Source organism: Mycobacterium sp. (assembly GCF_036488105.1).
Lineage (GTDB): Bacteria > Actinomycetota > Actinomycetes > Mycobacteriales > Mycobacteriaceae > Mycobacterium.
In genome coordinates this window covers 1-18,506 of sequence record NZ_DASXHW010000299.1, presented here as the reverse complement: position 1 = coordinate 18,506, position 18,506 = coordinate 1, and the positions used below count along the sequence as shown (strand labels likewise).

Genomic DNA, 18,506 nt, shown 5'->3' with positions numbered 1-18,506 from the left:
GGGGGACCCCCCGCTACGCGGGGGAGTGGATACGCTACCGTCTGTAATGTGATAACCCACAGTGACGCCGCGGCTTACGGAGAGTAATAAAAGACGTTGCCCCAGACAACCAATAACGTTGTCTGGGGCAATTATCGACATTTACGAATTTGTCGATGAATCGTGATCAGAAACGATTGTTATCGCCGGTTGTGCGGGATCAGCGGCCATTTCGTTAACCGCTTCCTTGACCTTTTCGGGAATTAACCCGTTTTGTAGGTCGTGATGCATTTCAGCAGTCTTCGCGGCGGCGTCTTCCGCCTTTACCGCCGCCTGATCAGCTTTCAGGGAGGACAACAGTCCCGCGATCACTGCAAATACTCCGGTGAACATTCCCTGAATGACGATCAGTCGAGCTCCGGGGGTGAGGTCGTTGGAGAGGATGACGGCACCGGCGACCACGATCGCAACGAGTGCGACCACCCCCGCGAGTAGGGTCGTCTTCACGCCACCGGGTCCGACGCGTGGTCGCCGCTCTCGTCCGTCGCCGGGGTCTCCGCCGCCGGGGTTTCCGCCGGGTCGCTCGCGACCTCGCGCCACAGGGTCTTCCCCTGTGCGTTGTCCAGGAAGACGGTGCCGCTGTAGCTGCCGTCGTCCTGTACGCGGGTGGTGATCATCGGGAACTGATCGCCGGCCGCGACCTCGTGCATGACGTGATCGCGCGGAGCGTTGTTGATCTCCGTCGCGTCGTCTTCGGTGAGCGTGTAGTTACTGATGTTTCCGAGTGTGGCGGTCATTTCGCTGCCTTCTCCCAATCGGTTCGTGCGGCGTTCACGAGCGGAGACAGGACGCCGGTTGCTACCGTGTCCTTCCTCGCGCTCGCCACCGCGAATTCGTCGCTCAACCTTCGGTAGTTGAGCCACAGAGCGTACGCGGACATCCGGCCGTCCACGTAGTCACGATCTGCTTGGTTCATCTCCGACACCTCTCCTGGGGGTGGTGGTGGGGTTGTTGCCTTGGGCTCGAATTGCCCAGCCGCGATCAGTGCCCGGGCGGGGTCGCCGGGGCAGTCGGTTCCGGAGCCGGTGTAGTGGGTGCGGACCCAACTGTGAGGCTTGATCGCGGTTGCTTGGGGGTACAGCCGGCGAAAGTCGGAGATGACTTGCCGGGTGGAGTTGATCAGTGCGCCGGTGGGGGTCTCACCGGTCCCGAGAACGAGCAGGATCGCGCCGTAGGCAAGGTTCGCGGCGGCGTCACCGTTGGCCCCTGAACGCGTTGTGAGGCCCCGCAGGGTCCAGATACGGCCGGCCTGATCAACGGCGACCTGATACGCGATATCGGACCAACCACGCGTGTCCATGTGGTAGTCCTGCCAGCCCCGGAGAGAGTGAGCCACATCGGCTTGTGCGAACACCCGATGATTGCCCATCCCGGGCCAGTGAAGCGCGGTCCCGAGTAGCCCGGACGCGTTCAGGTGCGTCGGTCCCTTCGACGCACGAGCGTTCCACGCGGAGCGCGGTAGGTAGGTGAGTGACATTGACGGTCCTCCAATGCTCAGCGGTCCACGATGCAAATCTCTCGTGCGTCGCGGCGGATGTAAACGAATTGCTGCATTTCCAGATTGGAGACGAGAGCCTTTACAAGGTTCTTGTCAATTCCCCCGCCGATTTCGCCATAACGTTTCTGCACGTCTTCGTCGGTTTCAAGTCCGATGAACAGGTGGTGAGCCTGATACGCGTTACGCGGAATCCACGCCGGTTGCTGAGATGTTGCCCATAGCCCGCAACCGGCAGAACGGCCCATCCGCCACACGGTTTTGAGCTCGTTCGCCATTCCCAAAACCTCAATCAATGATACCACTTCGTCGGCAAAAACGATTTTACCGTCGCTATTCCGTGATACCGCGTGATTGTAGTTGTCGAGAATTGCGCGACGGAAGATCGCGAATTGCCGTTGCTCGGTAACTTCCGGTTCCTCGGAGTGTTTGGGCCACAGCGTGTACCCCCGGGGTTTCTGTGTGAACGCGCCGGTTATCTTCGCGGGTGGCCAATCCCGGATCATTTTGAAACCGAGATCCTTGGAAAACTTGTCAACCGTTGAATCTCTCGGTTTCATAACGATTACGGTCGCCTGGAGGCGAGGCGACGCGGACTCGTTCAGCAGTTGGTACGCGAGGTGAGTTTTCCCGCCGCCGGACGGAGCAAGGATCGTCACGTGCTCACCCGGGTTGTAATCCCACACCTCATCCAGGAAGTAATCCCGATCGAACGTGACCACATCCGCATCCGCGAGGAGATCCGCGTCCGTCCGCCGGCGGGGCGGCACTACGCCGCTTCCTGTTCCGGAATGACCGTCGTCGGTTCGTTCCCGTCCGACAGCGAGATCCCCATTTCCGCCGCCTGCTGTTCGATCGCCGCCGCGAGCATCTCCGCCCGCATGGCCGCCTGGAGACGACCCGCTTTCGCGAGACGCGGATTCGGGTCCAGATGGTTGGAAACCAGAGCCTTCCCGATCGCGACCCCGACGTTCATCAACAGTAGGTAGGGAGCCTTGTCCTCCACCTGGTCCAGCCACGCGAGCGCGCCCGGTTTCGACTGGGCGAGGACGATCAACCCGTCCGCGATGTCCGGTAAGAACTGGGTCAGGATCACGGCGTCCCCCGCGAGAGCATCCGCCTGCTTCTGACCGAACCGGGAACGTACGAACGGAGTCGAAGACGCCGCCGCGAGTGGAGCGATGATTCCCATCTCTCCGAGCGCGCACAACTGTTCTTTCCGTTGCGCGTCGGTGGGACTCTTCGGACCCACCCCGGGCCGGCGCGACCGCGCCCGGTTCCCGTTGCCACGCTGGCCCGGGCGCGCTCCCCGGTTGCCCTTGCGCGGGGTCTTGCCGTCCTTCAGATACCCGTACGGTGCGAGCGGTTCCCCGTTCTCGTCTCTCCCGTGCGGTGCCGATTCATCGGTCATGCTCTCCTACCCTTCCTCAACATCTCGTTGATACCTTCGATCAGCATCGGTGCAACGACGGTTTCCCGAGTGAACACGACACCCCGCGCCCGCGCCTGCCGATTCACCCGAAGCTGAATCAACGCCTCACGGAAACCCATCGTGTCTTTCCCGACCTTCACGTAGAACACGTTCGAATCGTTCATGCTGAACCGCGCCGCGTCCGATTGCGTGTCGTACAGGTCACCCGTGGGCGACTTACCGTCCTGGAGACGAATCGCGACCCATCCCGGCTTCTCACGGCCGGACGCGCGGGAAGCTTGAACGTGGATGTTCACCGCGTCCATCAGATGTCGCGCCGCGTCGCTCTCTTCCGTGGTGAGCTCCGGTCGTTCACCGTTCATACGTGGCCCTTTCCAACGCAACTATCGATGTCAGCAGAGCGAGAGCGGCCAACCCGGCAACCACGCACAACGCGATCGTTGCCCAGTCCGCCGACTGCTCGATCTTTTTAGACGCGCTTGACACGTCTTGCAACGTTTCCTCAGCCCGCTTCCGTAGGTTCATCACGCGCCGAAGAGTACACCGAAACAAGGTTTGAAACTTCATTGCCTAGGGTAACAATCGGGTCCTTCTACGGGTTTACGGTATCGCCGTGCCGGGTGGCAACCCCCGGGACGAACGTCGGGTAATAACCCCCGTCGCTCACTACGGCGAAAGGCAACAACTCATGACGACAGCGGCACCCGAAGCCCCAGCGGCGGCGGCAAAGAAAACCGCCGCCGGGAAGCAGGCCCCGGTAGCGCTCCGGCCGTTCTTCCCGGGAACCCTGGACCTGGAAACCCACACGAAGGTCTACAACCTCACGCTCACGGCCGCACAGCAACCGCTGGACACGTACAGCCCCAAGACGAACGGGTTCCTCGCGGATCTGTGGATCGATCTCGTTGCGTCCGGCGGGGCCGGCGTCGGGACCCTCCAGACCGTCAACGACGGCATTTTCGGGTACCTCGCGTCCATCACCTTCAACGACACCGGCGGTCAGCCCATCCTCGGTCCGATGACCGGGCACGAATTCGCGATGTTCGTCAAGTGGGGCGGTTTCTCGTTCTCCGATGACCCGCGACTCTCGGAGACCTTCTCCGAGGTCACCACGTCCGGCAACGGCGCGTGCTGCCTCCAGATCCCGATCCAGTTCATCCCGAACCAGCCGCTCGGTCCGCTCCCCAACACGAACAGCAACAATGCGTTCGCGCTGGACATCACGATCGCGGCCAGCAACGCCGTGTTCTCCGCCCCGCCGCCCACCACCGCGCCGAACCTCGTGGTCTCGATCTATCAGGACTCCTACCGGCAGTCGTCCGGGAAGGATGCCCAGGGCAACGCGACCGTTCTCACGCCTCCGGGGAACGGTACCGTGCTCTACGCGCGCCGCAACTCGATCGACGTCGCGTCCGGTACGGCGGACATCCAGTTGCAGCAGCAGGAAGGTTCGTACCGCGCGCTGCACTTCATCTTCAAGGACTCCACCGGGTCCCGGGTCCAGGGTGACGCGGACTGGCCCTCCCCGGTCGCGATCCCCTTCAACAACGATGTGCCGTACGACCGGACGAAGCGCAAGTGGATTCGCGAACTGGAGCGCGCGTACGGGTACACCGGCACCCTGACCGCCACCGCGAACCCGGTCAACGGCCGCGACCTCGGGGTCTACACGCTCCCGTTCAACACGGACGGCGGGATGAAGGTCGGAGACGAAGCCCGCTACCGCTACCTGTCGGTGTCGGCGGCGGACACGCTCGGATGGCGGGGCACGGTCCTCGGTTCGGGCACGCACAAGCTCATCAGCATCTACAACTTCGTCCGGCCCGCCGGCGGTCTGATCAAGTCCCTGACCGCCCGGTAGGACAACGCGGTTTCGTCAAGCACACAAGAGCAAACCACTTCGACCGGGAGGTCACATCATGCAGTTTCTCAAGCCTTGGACGACCCTCCTCGTGGGGATCGCCATCGGGCATTTCGTGGTCCCGCGCATCATGAGCAAGATCGGCGGTTGATCCAGCGTGGCGAGTGGCGGCATCAACGGACTCTCGATCGGTGTTACCACCGTGGGTGCCGTCCTCGTTTACGCCGGGTTCCGGGGAGTCTCGCCCCTGGAGGTCTTCAAAGAGCTCTCTAGCGGCAAACTCCAACCCGTCGTAGGCAATCCCACCCCCAACCCCATCGCGAGCGGTGGCGGAGGTGGGAGCTCGTCAGGGCTCGTCGGGCCGCAACGGTCAGCAGTGGTCGCGGCGGCCCAGAAGTACACCGGCGACGTGTACTCGCAAACCAAACGGACCCAGCCGGGGTACTCGGACTGTTCCTCGTTCGTGGACAAAGCCCTGAAGGACGCGGGGATTAAACCTCCCTTCAACGACTGGGCAAACACCGCACTCTTCCGCACCTCCCCGCAGTGGAAGACCATCCCCGCGACCCAGGCACTCCCCGGCGATATCGCGATCTCAGCCGCTCACATGGTGTTGATCACGGCCGCCGGCGGGACCCAGGGCATCGGGCAAGAACGTCCGACCGTCAACGTCAAGACAGGAACCATGAAAGAGCTTTTCGGCTCGCAGTCCTTCGTGTTCAAGACGTACACCGGGTACACCGCTCCCGGGACCGCCGGCGGCGGGGGCGGCGGCGGAGGAGGTGGGTCCTTTTGAGTAAGACCACGGGTCCCGTCCTCGCGATGGGCGCGATCACGGTCACGAACAACGTCGTATTCCAGGGGCAACCGATGGATTGGCGGGTCCCGCTCGCGACCGGGTTCGCCGCTATCGGCTTCTCACTCGCTGAGCGCGTATGGCCCCAGGGTGCGGAAATCCTTGCCTGGACAGCACTTTTGACCGTCATCTTGTCCCGCACGAACCCCAAGGTGCCGTCCCCCGTCGAATCGGCCGTTGCTTGGTACAACAAATCCGGAGGTAGTAAGTGAACACGTTTCAGAAGATCGCGGTCATCATCGCGGGGACTGGTCTCGCGACCACCCTCGTTCTCCCGGGACGGCAGACCCCAGCGGTCATCTCGGCACTCTTCACCGGTCTGGGTAGCTGGACCCAGAAGGCCCAGGGACGGTAACCGTGGTCGATTCGCCGTACAGCGGGACGGCGGTCCGCAACGGGCATTTCTCGTCCCGTCCCCCAGTCCCCGGGTTGAACAAGGACCATTTCACCCCGGACCCCGAACCTGACCCCTTCAACCCGGTACCGACGCCGGATCACCAGTACACGGATTCGATTCTGACCGTCCGCGCCGACGAAGGTCCCCAGAGCGACTATCCGACGTTGGCGACTCAGCCGTTCCACCACACCTACAACGGAGAGCTCTCCGTACCGTCCGGCGAGCCGTACGGCCGCGCTCAGCAGGCGATGCAAGAACGGATGATGGTTGACCACTCGGACAGCAACTTTGTGCCGGACGAGAACCGTCGCTACCTCCACGCGACCCAGGGTCAGAACAACCAATTCGTGGTCGGTCGGATGCCCCAGAACGCCGGCGCGGACCCCGGCGAGGGTCTGCAATACCTCGTGAACGGGCAGAACTCCTACGACCACACGAATCAGCCGAACGAGGTCTACTCCGGCGACCCCGCCAACGTCGGGCGGTACCGACTCGGGTACGACACGAAGATCTTCGGGCTGTACCGCAACCCGCTTTCGAAGTTCGGTCAGGACGCGCAACTCCACGCCTACACGGGTCTTGTCCCCGCGCTCCCCCAGGACAAGCCACAGATGACGGACACCGCGCCCTACACGTGGCCCAGCACGGGTACCGCGCACTGGGCACCGGCGGCGTTCGCCCAGATCCCGTCCATGTTCGGGCTGCCGTCCGAGACTTCGGTGACCGATGCAACGATCATGAGTGAGTACGCGGACGCCGGGGCGGGAAGCGAGTACACCGATGGCTGACGTTGACGTGCCGAAGGTCGGCAAGGTGGACAAGAAAGTTCTTATCCCCATCGTCGTCGCCGCCGGCGGGTACGTCGCCTATCGGTACTACAAGGCCCGTCAGGACGCGGCGGCGGTCCCGACCGATCCCGGCATGTCCGATCAGTTGGGCGGTCTCGGACCTGGCGTCACGAACCCGAGCTCGAACGTCGGGTTGCCCATCGTTGATACCTCCGGAAGCTCCACGGGGGGTTTCCAGGGAACAACGAACTCGCAGTGGTCGGAGTTCGTGACGGAACGGTTGCAGCAAGACGGCCGCTGGTCTTACTCGGTCATTGCTGTTGCTCTCGGCAACCTTCTGTCTGATCGTCCGTTGACCAGCGAACAGCAGGACATCGCACGTGCCGCGATCGGGATCGCAGGGCAACCGCCGGTGGGGTATCACACGATCATCCCCGGCGGGAACACCTCCATCACGATTGCCCCGGCCGGCGTCTCCGCGACCGCGACCGGGCCGGACAAGGTACGGGTCTCGTTCTCCGGGGTTGCCGGTGCCGCGACCTACAACGTGTACGTGAACGGTTCGGTGCGCGGCACCGGAGGCGCGTCACCAATCGATGTCGGGGGACTCACGCCGGGTACGTCGTACTCGGTCCAGGTCGCGGCGGTCTCCACGGCAGGGTTGCCGGGTCCGAAATCGTCATCCGCTGTGGTCCACACTCCCGGTGCCGCGTTGGCGAAACCCGCCCAACCCACGGTGTCATCGAACATCGGCGGCGGGCGCGCGACCTTCACCACAAAGCCGGTGCCCTACGCAACGACTTACCAATGGTTCCTGAACGGGCACCTGTTCAACTCCACGAACACGCCTGCCACCACGCACACGAGCTTGAAGCCCAAAGCTCGTTACTCCCCAGGGGTTTCCGTGCGCGCGCTCGGGGCCACAGGCGGTCCCGGTCCGATGTCCATCACGAAATCCTTCACGACGAAGTAGGAGAAACGAACGATGTCACTCAAGCCCGAGATGTCTCTGATGGGTGGACTGGCCGTTGCCGCGCTGGTCTACGCGATCCACTCGAACGCCACCCCTACCCTCGCGGACATGCAGGGGTTGCCGACCGGTACGAAGGACGTTGACCAGTCCGAGCGTCGTGCGACGTGGATGTCCGCCGGCACCGTTGCCGGGATCTCCCTTCTCGCGCGGGACCCGGGGATCTTCGTGATCGGGTCCGCGATGACTATCGCGATGGCGTGGGCGTCGCGGCACGCGTTGTGGACCGACAGCAAGACCGGTCCGATCAACGCCGGCCCGGGGCAGTCCGCCGCCGCGTCCGCGAACGAGCTCGCCCAGGGTCCGCAGATGACGACCCAGGACGTGCAGATGTTCGCTGCCGACAGTCAGTACACCTGATCGGGAGAGGGGGTCAGTCATGGCGTCACAAACCGATCTCTTCAACGCGGCGGTTGCCGCCGGACTGCCCTCCGACAAAGCGCACGTGGCCGCCGCTATCGGTATGGCGGAGAGCGGCGGCAACCTCACCTCGCACAACACGAACGCGGCCACCGGCGACGATTCGTACGGCGCGTGGCAAATCAACATGCTCGGAGCGATGGGGCCGAAACGTCGCGTGCTGTTCGGGATCAGCAACAACGATCAGTTGTACGACCTGAAGACCAACGCGCACGCGATGGCGGTTCTGTCTTCGAACGGTGCCGACTTCAACGACTGGTCCACCTTCAAGGACGGTGCGTACAAACCGTTCCTTGACAACCACCTGATCCAATCCGGCGGCACCGATCCCAACGCCGGTCAGTCCAGCGGCGGTATCTCCGGTGCGCTCGGTCAGTTGCAATCGGGTATCGAGACCCTGAACAAGACCGCGCAATGGGTGTCCAACTCGCAAAACTGGGTGCGCGTCGGGTACGTCGTCGGCGGGGGTGCAATGATCCTCGTTGGCCTTGTGATGATGATCCAATCAACAACACTCGGTTCAGCAATCACCCAAGTGATTCCCGCTGGCCGCGTCGCCAGTCTTGCGAAGAAAGGGACATCGTGACCACCGCAGATCTACAGCCCGACGTGGAGGACGTACTCCAGATCGAAGACCCGGCCGGTGTCGAACCGACCGTGAAGGTCGAACAGCACGGACCGTGGCGGACTCAGGCTCTCCCCCGGAAAGCCGGTTCCACCAAAACCGTTCCGGTGACGACGACGCCGTTCCGGTTGCTCCGACCGAATGCGCGCCGCGCGTCCGTCTACGTCATCTCCGACGCCGCGTTCTACTTCGCGTACACCGGGGCCGCCGCGTCCATCGATACGAGCGTGACCACCCCGCCGCAAACGATGGCCCAATGGCCCCCGAACGTGCCGCTCCCGGTGAACGCCGCCGACGTGAGTGTGTGGGTCGCCGCGAAGACCGGTACGGCGTACGTGAGCGCCGTTGTGGAGTACTGGGCGACCGGTGAAGGTGTGGAGTAGTGCCCGACACGAAAAACCTCACACGGGGCCGCTCAGCCGTGTTGGACGCCACCGGGGCGGCAACCGTCGTCATCGGACCGGATCAGGGGCCGGCGAACTGGCACGTGACTTCGCTCGTGTTCCAAACCAACCGGGTCAACAAAGCTCCGGTCCCCCGGGTCCAGATCTACCTGGACACCGTGGACCCTACGAACAGCTTGTGCGTCTCGTCCAACGGGTCGTGGGGTCAGGCGGTAGGTGATCAGACCCTCTCGCGCGGATCGCATCTCGTGGCGGTCTGGACAGGCGGTCAGGCCGGCGACAACGCGACCATCACGGTCAACGGGGAGATGTGGTAATGGGGTTCGTCGTGCAGATCCCGGAGACCGTGGGCGGGACCGTTCTCATCATCGAACGGATCGAATCGCAGAACTACGTACCCGGCGTCTCCGGGTGGGCAATCTTCGCGGACGGTAGCGCGGAGTTCAACAGCGTCACCGCTCGCGGTGCATGGATCGTCGGGTCTTTCCCCGGTCGCCACATCCGCGCCTACATCGATACGACGTTGCCGTTCACACCGATTCCCACCATCGAACTGGCGACCGGTAACGCGAACGAAGCGCTCCCGGCAACCATCACAACGTCCGGTCCCCTGGACCTGACGTTGGAAGCTGACTTCACCGGTCCGAAGCACGCCACCGGACATCAGGCAAGCATTCGCCTACTTTCCAACGGCGCGCCGGTCACCGATTCCGAACTGTCGTTGAATGCCGACTTCATCACGGTCAGCACGCCGATGCTGTACGAGCAGGCTTGGACAGCGCTCACGTTCTCCGGGACCTGGACCGACGTTGCCGGCGCACGTGCGGGCTACTTCAAGGACGCGACCGGTCGGGTCCAGCTACGCGGACAGGTCGTCGGTGGGGCCGCCGCGCAAATCGGTGTCATGCCGGTGGGGTACCGCCCGAAACAGACCATGGAATGGATCATGCGCGGTGCCGGCGGCGTGATCCTGTGCGCCGTTTCCGTCGATACCAACGGGCTAATCACTGCGACCGCGAACGCGGCCACCGCAGAGGCGTCCGGCGTTAGACTCGATTCGATCAGCTACCCGACTCAATTCTGAAAGGACCCAGACCGTCATGGGCGACAATGCCGAAGAGGTCGAAGAGACCGAAGAGGAAGAGACCGAAGACCCCCGAGACGCGCGTATCCGGGAATTGGAAGAGGAACGCGAAGCTCGGAAACAGAAGGACGCGGAGGACAAGGACGCGGAATTAGAGCGTCTCCGTACCGAGAACTCGTCCCTCAAGAACAAGACCACGAAGAAGGTCGCCGCGCCGAAAACCAAAACCGAAAAGGCGGCGGAATCCGGCGCAACGAAGAAAACCACCGACGATCCGCCGGCGAAAAGGAAGCGGGGGATGAGTCGTCTTTTCGGAGACGATGACGACTAATCCCCCGCTCTTTGGTTACTGCCCCTCCCCTGTGGCGACCGGGGGAGGGGCAGTTTCTGTTACCCGGCCAGTGTCAAAGAATCGATCCAACGCGTCACGGGTCCACGTTGGAGACCGGCCCTGCAATCCCTCTCCAGGGATAGGGCCGCGCTTCTGGCGTTGTTTGCGGAATGTACCAACCGGGAGACCGACGTATTCAGCACCGGCCTTGTTTCCGATGATGTCCCACTGAGCACTCGTGGAAGAGTCCCCAGGTGAGAGGTCGTCTCCTCGGCGAGTGTCCACCGGTCGTGCCCAGTCGCGTAATTCCACATCCGTTCCGTAGACATTTTGCACCCACACATCCTTATCCCCGTCGGTGTAAATCCACCGTCCAATTTTGTTAATTGATTTCGGGATTGGCGTCGTCCCGACGAGCATCATCCATTGATTCTTCCGGAATTTGCCGAGAGCTCGCATTCCCAAAAGGTCACGGAGACCGATTCCCCCGGTGGACGCGTTGTCCAGTCGTTGCGTCAGCACGACGACCCGGCACCCGTACTCACGTCCCATACGTAGAATGCGCGAGATGGAACGCCACACCGGCACCGGCGCTTTCTTCGGTACCTCGTCGTACCCGTAGCGCTCCGGGTCCGCCTTGATCTCCTCCCACAGTTGCCGGGACACGTCCGCGAATTCTGACAATTCGTCCAAGACCAGAAACATCAACGGGAATTCCAGCGTGCGATCTTTATGCAACAGGTCGCGGCGGCGGTCCATTTCCGTTTCGAATACGTCAATGGCATTCCACCACCCCAACGGATTGTCCGGGTCATTCGCGAGCACATATCCCGGAACTCCCTGGAGCACTTCCGGCAAATAGGATTGCTTCGGGTCAATGACCGTCGCGGATGCGCCTTTACGTAGTTCTTGCGCAATCCATCCCATTACCCCGTACGACTTACCGCCGCCCGTGTTCACCGAAATACCGACGTGAACCAATTCGCCGGAGGTCCAGTCGTGAATAAACGGCTTGTTCCGCGCACCCAACCCCACGAACGTCTTACCCGGAGGTAGCGCTTCGATCTGCTCCGACACGTCCGCCCACAACACGAGATCCGGCGGTTGCGGGGCCATCTTGAGTTCCAAGACGGGGTTACCGACCATGCGGAAAATCGCGTCGGTGTTGTCCTCATTGACCCCGAGCTTGGACATGGCCGCGCCGGCGACGAGCTCCCGGTTCGCCGGCGACGAATTGAACGCTCGCGGGAGCACGATCCGCGCCGGCGTCTCCTCCCGCGTGCGGTACGTCGCCGGGACCGTGATGTAGTCCGCCGGCCGCACCGTTGCCGGCAACCCGAGCAACGGCGACAGGACCAGATGGAGCGGCCGGACGTACTTCGCGGTCATCTCGTGCCGCTTCCACGCACGCCACCCGCGCCACCCACCCAAAACCGCCCCCAGCGCGGCCAGAACTGCCCCCAGGAGCTCCGTACGGGCCGGATGGGTCCAGTACTGCCACCCGACCGCCGGCGGCCCGCAGAACGCCACGAGACGCCACAACAGCCGCTCAGCGCCGGCAAGGTAACTCCACCGGCGCGGTTCGACCTTCCCGAGCGACTTCCGGCCGCGCCGAAGAAACCGCGCGTCGGTGCGGTAGTGCCCGTCCAACGGCTGACCCGCGACGAACCTCCACAAGACGCGATCAGGACCCGGTATCTTGCTCACTGCAACTCCCTTCCTGGACAGGGTTGGGGACGCCGCGACGCCGCGCCGGGTAGACGGACCCAGCGCGGCGTACGCGTTTTCAGAGTTCGGGGTTGTGCTCGCGGCCGGTCTCCCGGCGCGTGTTCTTCCACACCCAGCATGACCAGCGGCCCCGGTACACGTCACGGATCGCGCCGCACGCGCACCGCTGGACCCGGGTCAGGTTCAACCACCCGTCCGTCTGCGGACGGCACCGGTGCCACCGACGCGGCAACGGAGCGTCGTACCACGGGAGGTTGTTCCGGTGCCGGACCTCCACCGGCTGACCGGTGCCGAGCCACTTACCGGCCCACTCGACACCCATCACCCGTTCGCCGCCTTCGGTCCGGATAGCTTGCCGAAGGTCCGCCGGATCGTGTCCGGATTGGCCGCCGGACGAGCCTTCAGTACGTCCGCCTTCACGGCCTCCAGATCCGCGCCCCTGACCTGCAAGGACGCCTGTACGAGCTCCGTCACGGTCCGGCTGTCCGGATCAGGTCCGGCGGATTCGGCGGCCGAATCCGGGTCCGATCCGGGCAATTCCCGGATCTGCCCGGTCAGATAGTCCCGCTCGAACTTCCGGCGGGTGTCAGTCTCGTCGTCGGTCTCGATCGGACGTTCCGTCGTCGCTTCGATGCCAAGGAGGAACGCCGCCCCGCCGCCCAACGAGCGGTCCGCGATCGATGCCCGGAACGCCCAGAAGGTGGCCTTCGGGTACACGGCCCACTGGAGGAGCTCGAACGTCGCTCGGGGCTTCGCGACCCGCCCGGTCCGCCGGCCGTTCAGCCGGTGCGCGCGCCGTAGCGTGCCTTCGAACAGGAGCACGGTTGCGATAGGGAACGCCGCCATCATCACGCCGACCGCCCAGGACTGGCCCGCAAGCCGGGTGTGCATGAACTGGAGGATCGAAGACAGCACGGCGGCCCCGACCACCACGAGTGCCCAGGGGCCGCCTGAGTCCCCGTCCTCCGCGACCTTCATCGCGTGCGACCCGGCGGCAACGGCGGTCAGGTCGAACCCGGTCACGGCGACGATCGCGAGCGCGGCCGGCATACCGCCGTAGATGTGGGCCAGTTCGAACAGGCCCCAGGACGACAAAACGAGCGTGATCGACGCGAGGATCACCATCGGCCACGAGAACTTAGCGCGTTGTTTGATGCTCACTGCAACTTCCCTTCTCGGAGATGAGACGAGCCCCGGACTCTCTGACGGGGGTGCGATCAGGAGTCCGGGGCTCTAGGTGCGATCACCGGGTCCGGAGGATGGCCTTCCGGGGTGACCGCGTTTGGTGGCGGGACCCTCGCGAGGGAGGGGCTAGGGTCCCGCCGGCCTGTGGGGCTAGGACCGTCCGCCGGTCTTCGTCAGGTAGAACGCGCGGCCTTCCACGTCGCGACCCCGCTCGTCCTTCGCGGGGAACACGGAGACTCGCAGTCCGCCCGGGACCAGAAGCCGGGTGTCGTACCACGTGTCGAGCTCGAACGGCTTGCCGTCGTTCTTCGCGTTGTGGAACTCCTCCATCTCCAGGCGGACGCCGTTCGCGGAGGAGTCGTTGAACATCTGGCGGTCGCCGCCGGGGGTGGTCTCGAACTCCACGTACACGTAGGAGATCTTGCGCGAGTCGTTGTAGGTGAACTTGTAGCCCGTGATCAGGAACGGGGTCTTGAGAAGCGTCGGCTTCTCCACGAGGTCCAGCCCCGCGAGCCCTTCCGCGTCGTCCCATGTGGTCGGGTTGGGGGTGGTCTTGCTGTTGGCAACCATTTTCGTATTCTCTCTGTTTGGTGTTACGCCGGTGGATCAGTTGGTTGGTCAGTTGCACTTGCAACCGTGGGTGGGACCCAGGAGGTACTCCCCGATGCACTCGCGTCCCTTCGTGCACCCACCGCAGGTCTTGCACACGGCGTCGTCCACGTCGCTGGCGGGCTCCGGTACGAGGTTCAACAGGAGCTCGATCCCGGTCGCGATGGTCACGGCGTCGTCGGCGTTCTGCTCCGCGTCCAACTTCAAACGGCGGGTGAGCGTGGTCAAGTAGCGGGCCACGTTCTCCAACGTCATCTGTCGGTCCGTGCTCTCGTCCGCGAGGTCTTCCGCGATCACGTCCGTGATCGTGGCGAGTCGCGCGATCGTGTCGTCCCGGGTGAACGGCTTGCTGTACGGCATGTGCTCTCCCTCAGTAGCTACGCCGGTACGTCCGGCGTCCTGTGAGGACGCTAGCAGGTCCTCTTATGTTTATGCAAGCGCTAGTCCGGAACCACCGCGTGAACGATGTCCGCCACGGTGCCGTCTTGAGTCAGCAGGTCCGCGAGCTCCGCCAGCCGTTCGAGCTCGGCAAGCGGGTCTACCCCGAAGAAATTGCCGTACGGTGCTGACCGTTCCATCACTTCGTGGTCGCTGATCCGGATGTCGTTGCGGACCGCCGTGCGCAACAGGGGGCCATCGATATAGAAAATGTCGCGTTTCCCTTGGGGGTTCGCGGAGATGAGTCGCGGGTCATCCCATACGACCTTCCCGCAGGTGTCCCACCGGTCACGAGCGACCGCCAGTCGGGGCGAAATCACCCCGAATTCCACGTTGATAGTGATCTTCGGCGCATTGTCCATGCGGGATGCTCCGCCGTTGCTCACGGTCCAGTCGTAGAATTCCTGCCATTCCGCATCGAACCTGTCGATAAATGGCGCGAGATATTTACCGGAGACGCCGCGACTCTTCAACGTCAGATTTTCGCCACTGCGAACGGACTCGCGACTCTTGTCATCCCAATACAGCCCCGGCATGAGAATGCTCAAATTCTGATGTTCCGCGTAGTCCCACGCCCCGAGCTCGGTCGGGTGAACGTTCAGCTTCGGGTGTGGAGACAGGAACACGATTCCGTCTGTCGCGATCATCGCGACCGCTTTCGCCTTGTCCGGGTGGGACGCGATCGCGCGGAGGATCATCGTTCGGCAGTGCGACGTGATCAGACTCGCGTAGATCGAATTAGAGTACTTCGGCATGCCGATGGATTGGGCCATCTTGCCGTACGCGGAGTTGTAGACGAGCTTTTTCGACTTACCGAACGGGGTCTCTTTCCCCACCTCCAGGCGACCTAGATAGAGCTCTTTGATCGAACGGAGCGGCGGCGGACAACCGCACGGTTCGTACTCCACCCATTCGTCTATCTCAACTCGGGTCACGGTGCGGGCCGCCTTTGCCGCGTTCACCTCGTGTTGCCAGTGCCAGCCGGCCGTGTGCAGGGGTCGCGAAATACCACCATCCATGTCCCGGTGCGGCATCGTGCCGATGTAATCGTTCCGGCCCGTGAACCGGGCATTGATCAGCCGGTAGTTGCCCCGGCGCAACGGTCCCGGGTCGCCTGTACCTTGCGTCCACTTACCGTGGAGCAGACACGGGAGGGTCGAAATCGCATACGGGTAAGCGGAATTGATGTCATAGGCGTACGTCGTGCCGGGAATGTTGCCGTGCACAAATACTTCGAACCATCCGCCGTAGTAGGACATCCGGCCCGCTTCCAACGCCCAGGCGGGTACAGCTTCGCGAACCTCCTCACCGGTGGGGCATCCGATGTTCCGCATCCATGCCTGTGCTGCCTGTCCAGGGCCGAACCACTGGTCCTTGCGCAAACGGATGCCATCGGCAACGAATCCGGCGTTGACGGTCTTCATCAGCCGTGCGAGTACGTCGTTCTCCAGGACGTTGTATTTGATCATGTCCGCATCAAATTGCGCGTCAGAACGGTGGTCTTTACCGTACTGGAGAATTTCCATTTCTTTTTTGGTGACGACTGCGGTACCGGCCGCCCATTTCTTGGGATTAATGGCATTCATCAACGATGTTTGGAAGAACGATCCGGCATCGTTGATATACATCCATTCGTACGGGTGTCGGTTGTGCATTCCCGTAGCGCATTCTTCTACTTGCTCTTTAGTCTTGTGACTGACTTGACACGCGGGCCATTGAGCCTTCGGTACGTGCGGGCGGAGCTTGAACCGCTTCATCCCGAGAAGGTCAATGTCCCATCGGCGGTCCACGATCACGGGAAACGGGTATCGCAGGTCAGGGTTCTTCGGCATCCGCTTCTGTATGCCGTACGGATGGAACAGGAGATTCCCCCGGGACTCGGGGAGGGTCTTAAGCCACTGCGAGAAATCGTAGCCCAGGAAGAACCCGACGAACGTCGCGTTCGGGTGGTCGATCTTCTGTTGGTACAGGAAATCGAAAATCTCGTCATGACGCAAAGGTTCTCCGTCGTGATGCAACGATTCGTCGCCGGCGGACAGCAACACATAATGATGTTGCTTTTCCATCGTCATGACTTCCTCTTGCAATTCGCTGTGCCAGCGCGGTACGTAGCCCACGCGCGTAACGCCTTCACCATCGATGGCGATAAATTCTACATCGTGGTTTTCATTCTTTTCTTTTCGTGCGCCATTAGCAGATTTCGTGTCGCGAACTCGCGACGAATCGCGGCATTCCGTGGTATGATATTTCTTGTTTGGTCGGGATGGATCGTAATTGAACGTCTCGTCACAACCCGCACATTGAACAATCTTCATAGTGATTAACCGCGCTTCTCGTACCAGAACGGGGAACGTTCGCCAGCGGCGTAGTCCTTGTAGAGCGAATTGTCGACCTCTCGTGTTAGACGAGACTGCGACATATTCGTGAGGCGACGCAATTTCGCGTTCGTCATGTGCGCTTCCGGGTGATCGAGACTACGGCGGATCGCCGCCCGTTTGATCGGTTGTCCATCGATCCGAGTAGCTCCCCGTGCACCGTGCACTATCACAAGCTGGTTCACGGCCGCGTTCAGCAACGGCGCGCGTAGCTGAGAACGGACTGTGTTCCCGGTCGCGTACTCGACTGGGTTCGTTGCTTTGCGCACCTTTGGCGAGAGCGTCCGCCACCGATCCCATTTCGCCGGATCAATGCCCCGCTTTCGGGCGTCGCGTTGCCACCTCGCGGAATGGTCTCTGAAACGCTTGACTTGTGCGGCCATAATCAGACCGCAATTTCGTCGCTACACGAGGTTGTGTAAGGTACCGTGAGGTACAACGGGGACGGCATCCTGTGGAACCCCTCTCATTTCGCCGGTGGATCGGGTGGAACGGTGCCGAGGACCCTCGCCAGCCGGCAAGCTGGCGGGGGTCTGATCCAACACCCGCAGACTACGCGCTAGACCGCGTGTCACGCTCTCTCAGAACGGCAACGATCCGCTCCAGGTCCTCGGGTCGTAGATCCCGCGTCAACGGCCCCAGAGAGCTCGCTGTGACCTCCCGGAGCAACGCGTCGATCATCAACCCCTCCACGGCTCCCGAGAGCGTCAGACCGCGCTGAGCGGCCCACAACCGGAACGCCTCACGGACGGACGGACGGACAATGGCGCTCACCGGAGCCGAACGGATCTCGCGGCGCGGTGGTGGGGTGTCAGACATGGGACTCAGACCTCTTCCGGAATCATTGGCGGGATCAGACCGGACAGGTCCAAGTTGGAGCGCTCGGCAAACTCCCGTAACGCCATATGACCGTCCAACGGGTGACCGTGCCGCCACTCGCAGATCACGGTGTACCGTCCGGTCTCCATCATCTCCGCTTCGGACTTCGCGGCCCAGACCGAACCCTTGCCGAAGCGGTAGCGGAGATAGTAATAGTTGCCTTCGGCATCCCATGCGTCCCACTGTGACGGACTTACGTAGCCCGTCTGAACAACGCGCGTAAGCCGAATCTTGCTCTCGGCAACGTTGCTCTCGGCAACGTTGTCCTCGGCAACAATCGGGGCGAACGTCTTGACAGTGTGCGCTAGACCGTTGCTAAAGGCATGCATGTCCCGGCACACCTCCCCGAGTTCGATTAGGTGTGTGGGGTCGTTGAGGTTGAGGCTGACGATTTTGTCAGCCCAACCCTTGACAAGTCCTGCTATCTGGGTGTAGTTCGCTAGATTCGCCATAGGAGTATCTTAGCAGATCCTCTTATGTTTCGGATGATCACTCACAGTTAAAATGGGTTGGCATCAGATAGGGGTCCC

General features: G+C 62.5%; 26 protein-coding genes. 12 read left to right on the top strand and 14 right to left on the bottom strand.

The genetic code is table 11. The annotated features are described in order from the left end of the window. Positions 1-141 precede the first annotated feature (141 nt). The 6 genes from VGH54_RS15750 to VGH54_RS15725 are packed head-to-tail and all read right to left on the bottom strand — an operon-like array spanning position 142 to position 3,328. Entirely contained in the window at positions 142-462 is a 321-nt protein-coding gene (locus VGH54_RS15750; RefSeq protein ID WP_331512990.1) for a hypothetical protein, read from the bottom strand. Between the two features lie 20 nt (positions 463-482). After that, the gene (locus VGH54_RS15745) at positions 483-776 is read right to left on the bottom strand and encodes a hypothetical protein (protein WP_331512989.1); all 294 of its coding nucleotides are present in this window, start codon (positions 774-776) and stop codon (positions 483-485) included. Next, positions 773-1,516 (bottom strand): hypothetical protein, encoded by a 744-nt coding sequence (locus VGH54_RS15740; protein ID WP_331512988.1) that lies wholly within the window; start codon positions 1,514-1,516, stop codon positions 773-775. The genes VGH54_RS15745 and VGH54_RS15740 overlap by 4 nt, the downstream gene beginning before the upstream one ends. Positions 1,517-1,533: 17 nt before the next feature. Next, positions 1,534-2,256, bottom strand: a complete 723-nt coding sequence (locus tag VGH54_RS15735; RefSeq protein WP_331512987.1) for a hypothetical protein — start codon at positions 2,254-2,256, stop codon at positions 1,534-1,536. A 47-nt stretch (positions 2,257-2,303) separates the two neighbouring features. Then, entirely contained in the window at positions 2,304-2,945 is a 642-nt protein-coding gene (locus VGH54_RS15730) for a hypothetical protein (RefSeq protein ID WP_331512986.1), read from the bottom strand. Then, positions 2,942-3,328, bottom strand: a complete 387-nt coding sequence (locus tag VGH54_RS15725; protein WP_331512985.1) for a hypothetical protein — start codon at positions 3,326-3,328, stop codon at positions 2,942-2,944. Before VGH54_RS15725 ends, VGH54_RS15730 begins: the two co-directional genes overlap by 4 nt. Before the next feature lie 326 nt (positions 3,329-3,654). Between VGH54_RS15725 and VGH54_RS15720 the strand changes: the two genes are divergently transcribed. The 12 genes from VGH54_RS15720 to VGH54_RS15665 all read left to right on the top strand — a co-directional run bounded on the left by VGH54_RS15720 (position 3,655) and on the right by VGH54_RS15665 (position 10,762). Continuing rightward, a complete protein-coding gene (locus VGH54_RS15720; protein WP_331512984.1) occupies positions 3,655-4,827 on the top strand; it encodes a hypothetical protein in 1,173 nt (390 codons plus the stop codon). A gap of 157 nt (positions 4,828-4,984) precedes the next feature. After that, entirely contained in the window at positions 4,985-5,623 is a 639-nt protein-coding gene (locus VGH54_RS15715; RefSeq protein ID WP_331512982.1) for a peptidoglycan amidohydrolase family protein, read from the top strand. Continuing rightward, positions 5,620-5,895 carry a hypothetical protein gene (locus VGH54_RS15710; RefSeq protein WP_331512981.1) on the top strand — a complete coding sequence of 92 codons (276 nt, stop codon included), beginning with the start codon at positions 5,620-5,622 and terminating at the stop codon, positions 5,893-5,895. The genes VGH54_RS15715 and VGH54_RS15710 overlap by 4 nt, the downstream gene beginning before the upstream one ends. Then, positions 5,892-6,038, top strand: coding sequence for a hypothetical protein (locus VGH54_RS15705; RefSeq protein ID WP_331512980.1), 147 nt, complete (start codon positions 5,892-5,894; stop codon positions 6,036-6,038). Before VGH54_RS15710 ends, VGH54_RS15705 begins: the two co-directional genes overlap by 4 nt. 2 nt (positions 6,039-6,040) lie before the next feature. Then, complete coding sequence (locus VGH54_RS15700) at positions 6,041-6,868, top strand: hypothetical protein (protein WP_331512979.1); 828 nt, start codon at positions 6,041-6,043, stop codon at positions 6,866-6,868. Continuing rightward, a complete protein-coding gene (locus tag VGH54_RS15695; protein ID WP_331512978.1) occupies positions 6,861-7,841 on the top strand; it encodes a fibronectin type III domain-containing protein in 981 nt (326 codons plus the stop codon). The genes VGH54_RS15700 and VGH54_RS15695 overlap by 8 nt, the downstream gene beginning before the upstream one ends. 12 nt (positions 7,842-7,853) lie before the next feature. Then, positions 7,854-8,258 carry a hypothetical protein gene (locus VGH54_RS15690; protein WP_331512977.1) on the top strand — a complete coding sequence of 135 codons (405 nt, stop codon included), beginning with the start codon at positions 7,854-7,856 and terminating at the stop codon, positions 8,256-8,258. A gap of 19 nt (positions 8,259-8,277) precedes the next feature. Continuing rightward, a complete protein-coding gene (locus VGH54_RS15685; RefSeq protein ID WP_331512976.1) occupies positions 8,278-8,904 on the top strand; it encodes a hypothetical protein in 627 nt (208 codons plus the stop codon). Further along, complete coding sequence (locus VGH54_RS15680) at positions 8,901-9,326, top strand: hypothetical protein (protein ID WP_331512975.1); 426 nt, start codon at positions 8,901-8,903, stop codon at positions 9,324-9,326. The genes VGH54_RS15685 and VGH54_RS15680 overlap by 4 nt, the downstream gene beginning before the upstream one ends. Continuing rightward, the gene (locus VGH54_RS15675) at positions 9,326-9,664 is read left to right on the top strand and encodes a hypothetical protein (protein WP_331512974.1); all 339 of its coding nucleotides are present in this window, start codon (positions 9,326-9,328) and stop codon (positions 9,662-9,664) included. Before VGH54_RS15680 ends, VGH54_RS15675 begins: the two co-directional genes overlap by 1 nt. Next, entirely contained in the window at positions 9,664-10,431 is a 768-nt protein-coding gene (locus tag VGH54_RS15670; RefSeq protein ID WP_331512973.1) for a hypothetical protein, read from the top strand. The genes VGH54_RS15675 and VGH54_RS15670 overlap by 1 nt, the downstream gene beginning before the upstream one ends. A gap of 16 nt (positions 10,432-10,447) precedes the next feature. Further along, entirely contained in the window at positions 10,448-10,762 is a 315-nt protein-coding gene (locus tag VGH54_RS15665) for a hypothetical protein (RefSeq protein WP_331512972.1), read from the top strand. A 15-nt stretch (positions 10,763-10,777) separates the two neighbouring features. Here the strand turns inward: VGH54_RS15665 and VGH54_RS15660 are convergent, their stop codons facing one another. From VGH54_RS15660 to VGH54_RS15625, 8 genes are all read right to left on the bottom strand, one after another. Beyond that, positions 10,778-12,151: a hypothetical protein gene (locus VGH54_RS15660; RefSeq protein ID WP_331512971.1), complete on the bottom strand. Its 1,374-nt coding sequence runs from the start codon at positions 12,149-12,151 to the stop codon at positions 10,778-10,780. A 397-nt stretch (positions 12,152-12,548) separates the two neighbouring features. Next, entirely contained in the window at positions 12,549-12,815 is a 267-nt protein-coding gene (locus tag VGH54_RS15655; protein WP_331512970.1) for a hypothetical protein, read from the bottom strand. Further along, complete coding sequence (locus VGH54_RS15650; RefSeq protein WP_331512969.1) at positions 12,812-13,651, bottom strand: DUF2637 domain-containing protein; 840 nt, start codon at positions 13,649-13,651, stop codon at positions 12,812-12,814. The genes VGH54_RS15655 and VGH54_RS15650 overlap by 4 nt, the downstream gene beginning before the upstream one ends. A gap of 174 nt (positions 13,652-13,825) precedes the next feature. Beyond that, positions 13,826-14,245 (bottom strand): hypothetical protein, encoded by a 420-nt coding sequence (locus tag VGH54_RS15645; RefSeq protein WP_331512968.1) that lies wholly within the window; start codon positions 14,243-14,245, stop codon positions 13,826-13,828. A 48-nt stretch (positions 14,246-14,293) separates the two neighbouring features. Then, positions 14,294-14,644, bottom strand: coding sequence for a hypothetical protein (locus VGH54_RS15640; RefSeq protein WP_331512966.1), 351 nt, complete (start codon positions 14,642-14,644; stop codon positions 14,294-14,296). Between the two features lie 80 nt (positions 14,645-14,724). Continuing rightward, complete coding sequence (locus VGH54_RS15635; protein WP_331512965.1) at positions 14,725-17,037, bottom strand: DNA polymerase; 2,313 nt, start codon at positions 17,035-17,037, stop codon at positions 14,725-14,727. Between the two features lie 612 nt (positions 17,038-17,649). Continuing rightward, entirely contained in the window at positions 17,650-17,916 is a 267-nt protein-coding gene (locus VGH54_RS15630) for a hypothetical protein (protein ID WP_331512964.1), read from the bottom strand. A gap of 5 nt (positions 17,917-17,921) precedes the next feature. Further along, positions 17,922-18,428, bottom strand: a complete 507-nt coding sequence (locus VGH54_RS15625) for a hypothetical protein (protein ID WP_331512963.1) — start codon at positions 18,426-18,428, stop codon at positions 17,922-17,924. Between the last annotated feature and the right edge of the window lie 78 nt (positions 18,429-18,506).

Bases quoted from the DNA above. Each gene is read 5' to 3' on its own strand.
- VGH54_RS15670 (WP_331512973.1), top strand. From the start codon at position 9,664: ATGGGGTTCGTCGTGCAGATCCCGGAGACCGTGGGCGGGACCGTTCTC.
- VGH54_RS15630 (WP_331512964.1), bottom strand. From the start codon at position 17,916: ATGTCTGACACCCCACCACCGCGCCGCGAGATCCGTTCGGCTCCGGTG.
- VGH54_RS15625 (WP_331512963.1), bottom strand. From the start codon at position 18,428: ATGGCGAATCTAGCGAACTACACCCAGATAGCAGGACTTGTCAAGGGT.
- VGH54_RS15725 (WP_331512985.1), bottom strand. From the start codon at position 3,328: ATGAACGGTGAACGACCGGAGCTCACCACGGAAGAGAGCGACGCGGCG.
- VGH54_RS15745 (WP_331512989.1), bottom strand. From the start codon at position 776: ATGACCGCCACACTCGGAAACATCAGTAACTACACGCTCACCGAAGAC.
- VGH54_RS15730 (WP_331512986.1), bottom strand. From the start codon at position 2,945: ATGACCGATGAATCGGCACCGCACGGGAGAGACGAGAACGGGGAACCG.
- VGH54_RS15685 (WP_331512976.1), top strand. From the start codon at position 8,278: ATGGCGTCACAAACCGATCTCTTCAACGCGGCGGTTGCCGCCGGACTG.
- VGH54_RS15665 (WP_331512972.1), top strand. From the start codon at position 10,448: ATGGGCGACAATGCCGAAGAGGTCGAAGAGACCGAAGAGGAAGAGACC.
- VGH54_RS15660 (WP_331512971.1), bottom strand. From the start codon at position 12,151: ATGACCGCGAAGTACGTCCGGCCGCTCCATCTGGTCCTGTCGCCGTTG.
- VGH54_RS15645 (WP_331512968.1), bottom strand. From the start codon at position 14,245: ATGGTTGCCAACAGCAAGACCACCCCCAACCCGACCACATGGGACGAC.
- VGH54_RS15690 (WP_331512977.1), top strand. From the start codon at position 7,854: ATGTCACTCAAGCCCGAGATGTCTCTGATGGGTGGACTGGCCGTTGCC.
- VGH54_RS15720 (WP_331512984.1), top strand. From the start codon at position 3,655: ATGACGACAGCGGCACCCGAAGCCCCAGCGGCGGCGGCAAAGAAAACC.
- VGH54_RS15640 (WP_331512966.1), bottom strand. From the start codon at position 14,644: ATGCCGTACAGCAAGCCGTTCACCCGGGACGACACGATCGCGCGACTC.
- VGH54_RS15740 (WP_331512988.1), bottom strand. From the start codon at position 1,516: ATGTCACTCACCTACCTACCGCGCTCCGCGTGGAACGCTCGTGCGTCG.
- VGH54_RS15635 (WP_331512965.1), bottom strand. From the start codon at position 17,037: ATGAAGATTGTTCAATGTGCGGGTTGTGACGAGACGTTCAATTACGAT.
- VGH54_RS15695 (WP_331512978.1), top strand. From the start codon at position 6,861: ATGGCTGACGTTGACGTGCCGAAGGTCGGCAAGGTGGACAAGAAAGTT.